10 protein-coding genes, 1 tRNA gene and 1 rRNA gene (1 of these 12 running past the window's edge) are annotated in these 10,137 nt (G+C 62.5%); 5 read left to right on the forward strand and 7 right to left on the reverse strand.

The annotated features are described in order from the left end of the window. Positions 1 to 2: 2 nt before the first annotated feature. From UAA55_RS05660 to UAA55_RS05670, 3 genes are read right to left on the reverse strand one after another with little or no spacing between them, the layout of a single operon-like run. Positions 3 to 1,952, reverse strand: a complete 1,950-nt coding sequence (locus UAA55_RS05660) for an FUSC family protein (RefSeq protein WP_322951678.1) — start codon at positions 1,950 to 1,952, stop codon at positions 3 to 5. Beyond that, complete coding sequence (gene mdtN / locus UAA55_RS05665) at positions 1,939 to 2,955, reverse strand: multidrug transporter subunit MdtN (protein ID WP_322951679.1); 1,017 nt, start codon at positions 2,953 to 2,955, stop codon at positions 1,939 to 1,941. Before mdtN ends, UAA55_RS05660 begins: the two co-directional genes overlap by 14 nt. Positions 2,956 to 2,981: 26 nt before the next feature. Beyond that, positions 2,982 to 3,266, reverse strand: a complete 285-nt coding sequence (locus UAA55_RS05670; RefSeq protein ID WP_322951680.1) for a YtcA family lipoprotein — start codon at positions 3,264 to 3,266, stop codon at positions 2,982 to 2,984. A 223-nt stretch (positions 3,267 to 3,489) separates the two neighbouring features. Between UAA55_RS05670 and UAA55_RS05675 the strand changes: the two genes are divergently transcribed. Genes UAA55_RS05675 through UAA55_RS05685 form a run of 3 tightly spaced genes read left to right on the forward strand, consistent with a single transcriptional unit; the run spans position 3,490 to position 6,212 of the window. Then, the gene (locus UAA55_RS05675; RefSeq protein WP_322951681.1) at positions 3,490 to 4,185 is read left to right on the forward strand and encodes a catalase; all 696 of its coding nucleotides are present in this window, start codon (positions 3,490 to 3,492) and stop codon (positions 4,183 to 4,185) included. Next, entirely contained in the window at positions 4,143 to 4,472 is a 330-nt protein-coding gene (locus tag UAA55_RS05680; RefSeq protein WP_322951682.1) for a catalase family protein, read from the forward strand. The genes UAA55_RS05675 and UAA55_RS05680 overlap by 43 nt, the downstream gene beginning before the upstream one ends. Positions 4,473 to 4,499: 27 nt before the next feature. Next, the gene (locus UAA55_RS05685; RefSeq protein ID WP_322951683.1) at positions 4,500 to 6,212 is read left to right on the forward strand and encodes a thiamine pyrophosphate-dependent enzyme; all 1,713 of its coding nucleotides are present in this window, start codon (positions 4,500 to 4,502) and stop codon (positions 6,210 to 6,212) included. A gap of 24 nt (positions 6,213 to 6,236) precedes the next feature. Here UAA55_RS05685 and UAA55_RS05690 read toward each other — a convergent pair whose 3' ends face one another. Next, positions 6,237 to 6,965 carry a hypothetical protein gene (locus UAA55_RS05690; protein WP_322951684.1) on the reverse strand — a complete coding sequence of 243 codons (729 nt, stop codon included), beginning with the start codon at positions 6,963 to 6,965 and terminating at the stop codon, positions 6,237 to 6,239. Positions 6,966 to 7,161: 196 nt separating this feature from the next. Here UAA55_RS05690 and UAA55_RS05695 point away from each other — a divergent pair, with 196 nt between their 5' ends. After that, positions 7,162 to 7,767 (forward strand): AraC family transcriptional regulator, encoded by a 606-nt coding sequence (locus UAA55_RS05695; RefSeq protein ID WP_322951685.1) that lies wholly within the window; start codon positions 7,162 to 7,164, stop codon positions 7,765 to 7,767. A gap of 96 nt (positions 7,768 to 7,863) precedes the next feature. Here the strand turns inward: UAA55_RS05695 and UAA55_RS05700 are convergent, their stop codons facing one another. The 3 genes from UAA55_RS05700 to UAA55_RS05710 form a co-directional block, all read right to left on the reverse strand. Continuing rightward, complete coding sequence (locus tag UAA55_RS05700; RefSeq protein WP_322951686.1) at positions 7,864 to 8,085, reverse strand: hypothetical protein; 222 nt, start codon at positions 8,083 to 8,085, stop codon at positions 7,864 to 7,866. After that, positions 8,082 to 8,360, reverse strand: coding sequence for a hypothetical protein (locus UAA55_RS05705; RefSeq protein ID WP_322951687.1), 279 nt, complete (start codon positions 8,358 to 8,360; stop codon positions 8,082 to 8,084). Before UAA55_RS05705 ends, UAA55_RS05700 begins: the two co-directional genes overlap by 4 nt. Positions 8,361 to 8,442: 82 nt before the next feature. Continuing rightward, positions 8,443 to 8,518: transfer RNA gene (locus tag UAA55_RS05710), tRNA-Glu, on the reverse strand. A 724-nt stretch (positions 8,519 to 9,242) separates the two neighbouring features. Between UAA55_RS05710 and UAA55_RS05715 the strand changes: the two genes are divergently transcribed. Further along, positions 9,243 to 10,137 (forward strand): 16S ribosomal RNA (locus UAA55_RS05715) (it continues 603 nt past the right edge of the window).

A 10,137-nucleotide genomic window follows, 5' to 3' on the forward strand; every position in this document is an offset into this window, starting at 1 on the left:
TGTCAACTCCTGGCGTCGGTTGCGAGGGCAATTTGCTGCAACAGCAATTTGCGGGCTTGGAGCGGGATGCGATCGTCCGCCGGGGTTACGGCGAGCAACCCTTCGAGATCCGCGGCCGCGTCTGCTGGCGCTGGCTGGACAGGGACGCCACTCATAACCCGGTCGGCGCTGGCAACCAGCCAACCAGCGGCGGCGGCATCGGCTGGCGCGGCGGCGGGACTTGCGGCCTGATCGGCAATGGTGAAGATCGCCGCGGCGATACGGTCCAGGGAATCGAGGGTTATCACTTCATGCTTCCGGAGCGCGCGCTCCGGAAGCGCCTTCAGTTCAAACAAGGCAAGGCCTGTGTAGCGGTGGGCGGCTCCCAGTGCCCGCAGCGCGGCCAGCCGGGTACCAGGTGCGCCGGAACTCAACAGTAGGGCCAAGGCGCGCAAGGCCTCGGCGATGGAGCTTCGGACCCGGTCCGTGGCGCTGACCGGCCACGACAGGCTGAAGACGAGGGACATCACCACGTTGCCAAGCAGGATGCCGGCGATGCGATCGCGCGGAATTGTGAGGTCCGTCGACGGGGCATAGCCCTGCAGCACGGTGAGGAAAAAGGCGAAGGCCAGCTGCATGCCGGCGTAGGAAAGCCTGTCGCTGCTGGTTGAGATCCAGGCACCCAGTGCGGAGCCACTCAAAATGAGCAGCGACAGCTGGCCGATGTCGGTCATATGAGGCAGGATGAACACCACGCACATCCCACCCAGCAGCCCACCCAGAATTGCTCCGCTGAGGCGCAGCGTCAGCTTGTGCATGGTTTCCCCCAGGCTTCCGAGGGCCACGAAAAAGCAGGTGGTGATCGCGGTATCGATGCCGGGCCAATCCACCAAATTATAAGCGACATAGCAGGCCATGGCGGCCAGGCTGGTCTTAAGGGCAAATCGCGCGTGCGATGGGTTGGTGAAGGCGTCGCCCACAAAGATGGGCTTTCGTTGCCTCGGCACGGCCGCATTTATTGAATCGCGCTGGGACAGGCCGTCCCGCAGCCGCATCATCGCCGTGCGGAACGCGATGACAACCGCAGTCGCCTCAGGCGTCAAATCTGGCGTGGGCATCGCCAGGGCGAGAGGTTTCGGCGGCGCCCCTCCGGACAGAAATGTCGCGCAGTCTTCCGCCACCGCCGCCAAGGGCAGCCGGATCGCGGCGGGTGTCTGCCGGGGCAGCAAGGGACAAAGGGCGAGCAGTTCCGCCACAGTCTCGATCAGCATGCCGTCCAGGGCATCGCGCCCGTGCAGGCCGGGGTTCAAAAAGGCGGCCTTGTGGCGCACCTCCATCAGAGCGACCGCTTCCTCCCGTCGTTGCGCCAAGCCCGAGAAATCTCCGCATCGGAGCGCGTTCGCCAAGGCCTTGAGCAAGTCGTGGGCGGAGCGCCGCGCCAGGCGCGCAGGATCCACCCCGATCAGCAGATTGACCAGGATGGTCGCCACGACCGGGATCATCACAACGACCCACAACCAGAGCACCGTATGGGTCAATGCTTCGAGGTTAGGGATTTCGTCGATCAGGGTCTGAGACAGGACGAGCACGAAGCTCGCCAGGAACATCACCGGACCCAGTGTCATAACCCGCACCAGATACATGCCCACGAAGGTGCTCAACGCCATCAGCGGAATGCGAAGTGCCGGCTCCGACGCGTCGAAGACGTAAAACAGCAGCGACAGCCCGACGGCGATGGTGAACGCGAGCGCCGCCACCAGGCCGACCATCACCGTGCTTGCCGCCTCGCCACCGCTGACCAGGAATACGGCGTAGGCCATGTAGGGCGTCAGCGGCACCTGGAAGATCTGGCCGATGATGACGACGACTGTACAGGTGATGGCGATACGGCAGACCTGGCTTATCCTTCCTGGCCGCAGGGCCAGCTCGGCGCGGAGGAGCGCCAGCAGAGGCGGACCATCAACGACGGCCATGCCGCACCATGACTGTCACCGTTTCCCCAACACGCATGAGCAATTCCGGTGGTTCGGTCAGGCGAATGCGAACAGGGAAGCGTTGCGCCACCACCACCCAGCTGAGGGTCCGACCCACAGTTGGCAGGGAGGGGCCACCGCCGTCCTCCGGCCGGACGCCCCAGCCGATGCTGTCCACCTTGCCGTGCAGAGGATGGCCATTGTCCATCATCATCCAGATCGTGGCGTCGTCGCCAGCAGCGACGGCGGATAGCTCGGTCTCGCGGAAATTGGCCACCGCATACCATTCGTTCGCCTTGACCAGGGTGAACAGCGGGTGACCGGCGATCGCGTAGGCGCCATCGGCGATATCCAGCCCGACCACCAGCCCGTCGAACGGGGCCACCACCGTCGACAGCCTCAGGTCGCGTTCCGCCAGAGCTTCGCTGGCTTCAGCGCCGGCCAGTTGTGCTTCCAGACTGTCGGTGTCGCCCACCATCTGGCGGGCCTGCTGGGCCTGCTGGGTGGCGGCGGTCAACGATGCCGCGGCCGTCTGCACATTGGTGCGGGCTTCATCGACCTGCTGCGCGGTGACATAGCCCTTGCCGAGCAGCGGGGAAAGTCGCTCAAGCGTGTCCTGTGCCAATTTGTATTGGGTTCGGGCGCGGCCCACCTGGGTTGCGGCGGCGTCGGCGCCGGATGATTGGCCAGCCACCTGCCGCCCGGTCAGCGCGATCTGCGCCTTGAGCGCCGCCACTTGCGCGCGCGCCTGGCGGAGCCTCAGCTCGAACGGTTCCGGGTCGATCACCACCAGAACCTGCCCTTTCGTGACGCGCTGATTATCGCGCACCTTAAGGCCGAGGATGCGTCCGCTGACTTCAGGGGCCAGCCCCGCGCTATCGGCGTACAGGAACGCGTCGTGGGTGCGTGGCCGGCTGTCGATGCGCACCAGGACGGCCGCACCCAACCCGATGGCCAGCACCACCACGACTACCGCGATGGCCTTTCCCAACAGCCGTTCCATGGCGCTGGGCGGCCGCGTTTCGGCTTCTAGTCCTGCCATAGCAGCCACACCGCACAGGAAATGGCGACCGCCAGGATCAGATGGATGAGCAGGGCGGCCGGCACCGCACGGGCGATCCCGACTGCGGAAAGAATGAGCCGGATTGCCACGGAGGCGACGGCACCGATCAGGAAGCAGATCATCCAGGACGGGAAGAACGAGCCCAGAATGCTTTGGGTCGGGGCGGTGTTGCAACTGGACAGGCAACCCGTCAGGAGCAGGGCACCGGCGGGAACAAGCCAGCGGTCCGGGGCAGTACGGGGATGGGGCATCGTGGGGAACCGGAGACAAGGTGAATATCCGGCCTAGAAGCTATTCGGTGTGGTTTCCCCGGGATTGCATCCCATTGCGCCGACTTGGAAATCCTTGCTCGCGTGTGTCGGCGGGGCACGTCGACGCCGGCAACAATAATTCCCAAAGCAGGGCATTGGGCTGCAATCCATTTGGGCACGATGCCGCCAGCATGCCGGCCTGCGTACCATCAGGGGATTTGCGATGACCGATACAAAACGCTGGCGTGAGGTTTTCGACGGCGGGTCGATTGAGGCGGAACAGGAAAGCTTTCAGCGCTTTACGGAAGTCTTCCGGTCAATTCAGGAGGCAACCCGGCAAAAGTTCGGATGGAGCCACCCGCAAAGAACGCTCCATGCGAAGCAGACTGTCGGGATAGAGGACGCCCGCCTGCTTATAGACAAAGACGTGCCCGCGCGTTTTTGCCAGGGCTATATCCAGGCTGGCGAAGAGTTCCGGGCGACCGTCCGCTTCTCCAACGCCAGCGCGGCACACCTGCCGGACGCAACGCCGGACCTCAGGGGGGTGGCGCTTCGCGTCGCGACCCCGGACGGCGGGGCCCACGATTTGCTCATGACGAGCTTCCCCGTGTCGCACGCCCGCAACGCGCGGCAATTTGTCGAGTTCGCCATGATCGCCTCAAGCGGTGACAGGGCCACTTTGCCGGAGCGCCTGGTCGAGCATTTCGGGCCGGCGGAAACAAGGCGAATGTTGGAAAACATCCAGCAAGGTGCGCGCAAATCACCAGGGCTCGCTCACGAACGGTTCTGGAGCCGCGGCGCTTATCTGTGGGGGAAGCGGGCCCGGTTCGCTTCAACCTGCGGCCCTGGCCCGACGCCGCCGCCGAGCCCATTGGGGTGGAGCCCGACGACCTCCATGCCGATTTCTCGGCCCGCCTGACCCGAGGCTCGGTCACCTTCAAGCTGGCGCTGCAATCTTTCGTCGATGAAGAACACACCCCGATAGAAGACGGCGCCGTCGAGTGGCGTGAAGCCGTCACTCCGTCCATCGACATTGCCACCCTCGTGATCCCTGGGTGCCTAAGCATCGATGCGGAAGCGGCTGCCAGGGTCGACGGCCTGGCCTTTAATCCTTGGAATGCGCCCGAAGGCTTCCGGCCGCTCGGCAATCTAAATCGCGCCCGCGGTGCGGTCTATAGCGCCAGTGCCGCGCTGTGGCGCAAGTGAATTCCTTTCCAAAGGAGTATTCCCCAAATGAGCAAGAAAGTAGCCCAGATCATCGTTGAAACGCTGGAGCAGGCTGGCGTCAAGAACTGCTATGGTGTTGTCGGTGATACTCTCAATCTGATCGCGCATAACATCTCTACCAGCTCGATCGATTGGATTCACATGCGCCATGAGGAGGCCGGCGCCTTCGCTGCGCAAGGCGAAGCGCTGCTGACCGGCAGGCTCACCGCCATCGCCGGCAGCTGCGGGCCTGGCAGCCTCCACTTCATCAATGGGGTGGTGGAGGCCAACCGCAACCGGGCCCCGGTCATCGTGATCGCTACCCAGGTCGTCCGCGACGAGTTGGGGTTCGACTTCCCGCAGGAGATCGACTTCAAGGCGATTTACGGCAGTTGCAGTGTGTATTGCGACATGATCCTGACGCCCAACCAGGCCAGGCGCAAGACCGTCATGGCCTGTCAGGCCGCCTTGGCGAAGCGCGGCGTCGCGGTCTTGGTCGTGCCGGTTGATATCTCGCATTCCGATGTGCACGACGACGTGCCCTATGCCGTCCACACGAGCGATCCGCTGGTCCGCCCGATCGACGCCGATCTTGATCGTGCCGCCGCCTTCCTCAATAACGGGCAGAAGGTGGCGATCTATGGTGGGTCCGGCTGCCGTGACGCGCATGATGCCATCATCCGTCTCGCCGGAATTCTCAAGGCGCCGGTCGCTCATACGTCGCGCGGCAAGGACGCGCTAGCTTACGACAACCCCTACAACGTCGGCATGACGGGAATCATTGGGACTGAAGCGGGCTATCAGGCCCTTCATGACTGCGACACGCTGCTGCTGCTGGGGGCGGATTTCGCCTGGCGCCAATTTTATCCCAAGCATGCGCGCATCGTTCAAATCGACCTTGATCCGACGCATCTCGGCCGCCGTCATCCCATAGCGCTCGGCTTGACCGGCGATATCAAGGCGACCGTCGAAGCGTTGATTCCCAGGGTCCAGGAGAAGACGGACACGCATTTCCTTGACCGCCTGGTGAAGCGTTACCATGAGGTGATCACCTCACACATGGTCAAGGCCGCGCCTAAGCGGCGTGACACTATTTCGGGCATCCACCTCACGGAAGTCATCGACCGCATGGCGGCTGATGACGCGCTGGTGACCGGGGACGACGGCACGCCGACCGTCTGGATGCATCGCTACTTTACCGCCACGGCCCAGCGCCGCTTCTTTGGAAGTTTGCTGCACGGCACGATGGCGTCGGCGATGCCCACCGCCCTGGGTCTGCAGAAGGCGGCGCCTGACCGGCAGGTGATAGCCCTGTCCGGCGATGGCGGGATCGCCATGTTGTTCGGCGACTTGCTGACCGCGGTTCAGGAGAAGTTGCCGATCAAGATCGCCGTCTACGACAACGGCAAGCTGGGCTTCATTGATATTGAGCAGAAGTCGGAAGGCTTGCTCCCGCTTTATACCCACCTGCAGAACCCGGATTTCGGGAAAGTGGCCGAGGCGATGGGATTGTGGGGACGATCAGTTTCCCGCGCTGACGAGTTGGAGGAGGCGGTCGGATCCTGGCTCGCCCATCCCGGACCTGCGTTGCTCAACGTCAAGGTGGAAGGTATGACATTGGTGATGCCGCCGGTCATTGAGTTCGGCCCGGCATATGGCATGGCGCTTTATTCCTCCCGGGCCATTCTCGGGGGGCAGAGCCAGGACGTCATTGAGATGATCCAGGAGAACTTCCTCTGATTTGCGACTGATCGACGTGCGCTTTCATTGAAAGCGCACGTCGAAAATCTCGACGTCCAAAAGGGAATTCGTGCCAAGACGCCCATCCGCCTCGATGGCGCGGGCCCGCCGAAGGGTGGCGATGAGAATGCCGTTGAAAGAGGCGTGGGCCGACAGCATGTCCGCCAGAACACCGGGGTGGACATGCGGCATCCGATAGTCGCAGCGGTACGCCATTCCGTCGTCTCCAATGAGCAGCCGCCGATGGGGGCATAGGGAATCCGCGTGCGGGGGCAGGTGAATATCCAGCTGCCTCGCGCCGGCAGCGACGGTTCTCGCGCCAGGGAGAAGCCCGGCGAAAGGGCCGGCGATGGCGTTCCATAAAACGTTTCCAGTCAGGAACAACCTCTCGATCTCATTGAGGGGGCGACCATGGGCGCTCTCCGCCAGAGTGGCGTCCGGGCGGTCCATCCCCGTGATCAGGGCGTCCCTCCTGGTCCGGATCTCGATCCGGTTGGGGCGATAGAGGAAATAGCGGTCCGTGTCGGTAGAGCTGAATAATTTCAGGCTTGGACCACGGGGGTCTCCTTCAATGGCGAATTCCCGCGAAAACGGACGGCCACCGGGCGGGCCACCGGGCGGGCCACCGGGCGGGGACGTAGAGCCGGGCCCCAACAATGAGCCGCCGATCGAGACATGGGCGGAAAAGGCCGTCAGGCGCTTCCAACGTCTTTTACCCCCGTAAGATCGGAAGACGTCTGAAGCGAGAGGCATGATTGATTCCCCGGACCATGACGTCCCGGCAAGTCTAAGTCCTGGAAAAGCTCTCTTCTAGAAAGTCAGTGCGTCAATTTGTACCACTTTGCTTAAGCGGACTTACAATTTCGTAATGATTTCTCGCAACGCCAAACAAGCGTTTGCGAGGGCGGGCAAGGCATCATCCCCGGGTAATTCCGACGGGACTGGAAAGATGACTCACCTGACCGCCGCCACTGTTCCCGCTGCGCCCGTGAATGGGATTGGCGAAGAGGCACTTGTTCACAGCCTGCTTGAGCTCTTGGAGCGTGCCGGCTGCGATGTGGACTGGGACCCGGAATCCGCCAAAAGCGCGATAAAGAGAGCATCCACTATTCTACAGGTCGAGCTCGAAAGAACCTCCATCCTGCAGGGGATGGATGGCGGCGGGCTGGCACCTTGGCAGGTGCGCCGGGTCACCGCTTACATGGAGGAGCATCTGTCGGAACATATCTCCGTCAAGAAGCTTGGTGAGGTCGCCCGAAGAAGTGCTTCGCACTTTTGCCGGGCATTCAAGCGTACGATGGGCGAGACGCCTTACAGCTTCATCACGCGGCGGCGCTTGGCGCTGGCCCAGCGGATGATGCTGACAAGCGACGCGCCGCTCAGCGAGATCGCCGTTACCTGCGGATTTTCCGATCAGTCTCATTTCACCAACCGCTTTCGCGGAGCGACAGGACAAAGTCCGGCGGCCTGGCGGCGCGAACGCCGAGAGCGCACGGGCCGATTCAAAGAGCGCAGCCCGACTGCGGCGTGCCCTCTTGGTGTGAAACCGCAGTGAAGTGGACCTCTTGAGAAAAGCGAGGTAATATACTGAAACAGCTGAAGAAAATGACAAAGAGTAGGGTCCTGACCGGCGCCGGTCGGAACCCTGCCCTCAATACAATTTCTGCTGATTTGTCAGGCTGTTGAGCGCGAGCAAGCCCGGGGCACCCTTTTGGCGCCGGTTCACACGATGGCGGTGGCGATGAGGTTCATGCGGCGCACGACCGTCGCCGGGGGCATAGTCGGCGGCTAGCATCCGGTCCCGGAAGTTCGCGATGTCCTGCGGGGAGAGGCCGCTGAGGCGGCGCAGGCAGATCTCGTCGTCCTCGATCACCTGGAAGTGACCAGCCTCCTGCTCGCCGCCCCGCTTCTTCGGGGGACGGCTTCGCGGTAACGGCGGAGGAGGGCGCCCAGGGTGGTGCTGTCGGCCTGGCTGTGGTCGAGGAAGACGCGGCGGTCCATGTCGGTCTCGACGGACTTGGCCCAGCGCTCGGCGTCCTTCTTCTTCTCGAAGGTCTTGGAGACGGGCTTGTGGCCGACGCGGCGGACCTTGGCCTGGTAGCCGATGACCTGGCCTTCGCGATTCTCTCTGGGGGTGATGGTGGCCATGGCGGGCGGGCTCCTCGCAGTGTTCCGCGAGGTGAACTGTCCCGTAACTGTCCCGCAAAATCCAGCCCAAACGCTGGAAGTGTGGCGTCCCCTAGGGGATTCGAACCCCTGTTACCGCCGTGAGAGGGCGGTGTCCTAGGCCTCTAGACGAAGGGGACGAGGCCGTGTGAGGGCGGTGATGTACGCGAGCGGCGGGGGGAGGTCAAGGGGTTTGTTGGGGTGTGGGGGCGAGGCGGGGTGGCCTGCGGGCGGGCGGGGGCGGGCGGCTGGCACGGGCCGGCAAAAAATCTGGTGGCGGGCCCTCTTATCCACGCGTGTGCGCGAGCATATATAGGGGCTCCTGGGGTTTGGTATAGGGGCTCCTGGGGTTTGGTAAAAAACGTCATGTGACTGCAAAATTCCTGTAGACAGCCCCGGGGTGAGGTCACTATAACCCCGTTCACCGACGCGGCGGGCAACAACGAACGGCGCGACGGCGAAGCGATCCCTGAGTTCTGGCGGTTGACGTTGGAGACTGAGGGGTTGCGGTTCTGGCGGCGAGGCCGCTGGACGACATGGAATTCGCCCTTCCTGTCCGGGTTTGGGTTGGTCCTCTAGGGGGACCGGCCGGGGACGGGGTTGTGGCCTCGGGCGCTTTTTGCGTTTGGGCCACGGGTTCTTGAACAAGTGAACGTCTTGAGAAGGGATGCGCAGACGGCGGTTCCGATGCTGGGTCCAGTACGGGCACAACATGGAAACGATCGAAGCGCATCTTAAGAACATGCTCTGAATATGTCCCTTCAGCGATGAGGGGAACAGGAACGGACTTGGGTTTGAGGTGCCGACTGAGGTTGGTTTCCGTCGAGGTTCTGGTGGGCGCGAGCCCGCTACCGGAACCGCATTGAACCTGAGAGTTTGATCCTGGCTCAGAACGAACGCTGGCGGCATGCCTAACACATGCAAGTCGAACGAAGGCTTCGGCCTTAGTGGCGCACGGGTGAGTAACGCGTGGGAACCTGCCCTTTGGTTCGGAATAACTCCGGGAAACTGGAGCTAATACCGGATGAGCCTGATGGTTGTGGAGACTGTCAGGGAAAGATTTATCGCCGAAGGAGGGGCCCGCGTCCGATTAGGTAGTTGGTGAGGTAACGGCTCACCAAGCCGACGATCGGTAGCTGGTCTGAGAGGATGATCAGCCACACTGGGACTGAGACACGGCCCAGACTCCTACGGGAGGCAGCAGTGGGGAATATTGGACAATGGGGGCAACCCTGATCCAGCAATGCCGCGTGAGTGATGAAGGCCTTAGGGTTGTAAAGCTCTTTCGCACGCGACGATGATGACGGTAGCGTGAGAAGAAGCCCCGGCTAACTTCGTGCCAGCAGCCGCGGTAATACGAAGGGGGCTAGCGTTGTTCGGAATTACTGGGCGTAAAGGGCGCGTAGGCGGCTGTTCAAGTCAGGCGTGAAATCCCCGGGCTTAACCTGGGAATTGCGTTTGAGACTGAGCGGCTTGAGTTCGGGAGAGGTGAGTGGAATTCCCAGTGTAGAGGTGAAATTCGTAGATATTGGGAAGAACACCGGTGGCGAAGGCGGCTCACTGGACCGATACTGACGCTGAGGCGCGAAAGCGTGGGGAGCAAACAGGATTAGATACCCTGGTAGTCCACGCCGTAAACGATGAGTGCTAGACGTTGGGGTTCTTAGAACTTCGGTGTCGCAGCTAACGCATTAAGCACTCCGCCTGGGGAGTACGGCCGCAAGGTTGAAACTCAAAGGAATTGACGGGGGCCCGCACA

The organism is Nitrospirillum guanabarense (assembly GCF_034653355.1).
In the GTDB taxonomy this organism is placed as follows: Bacteria; Pseudomonadota; Alphaproteobacteria; order Azospirillales; family Azospirillaceae; genus Nitrospirillum.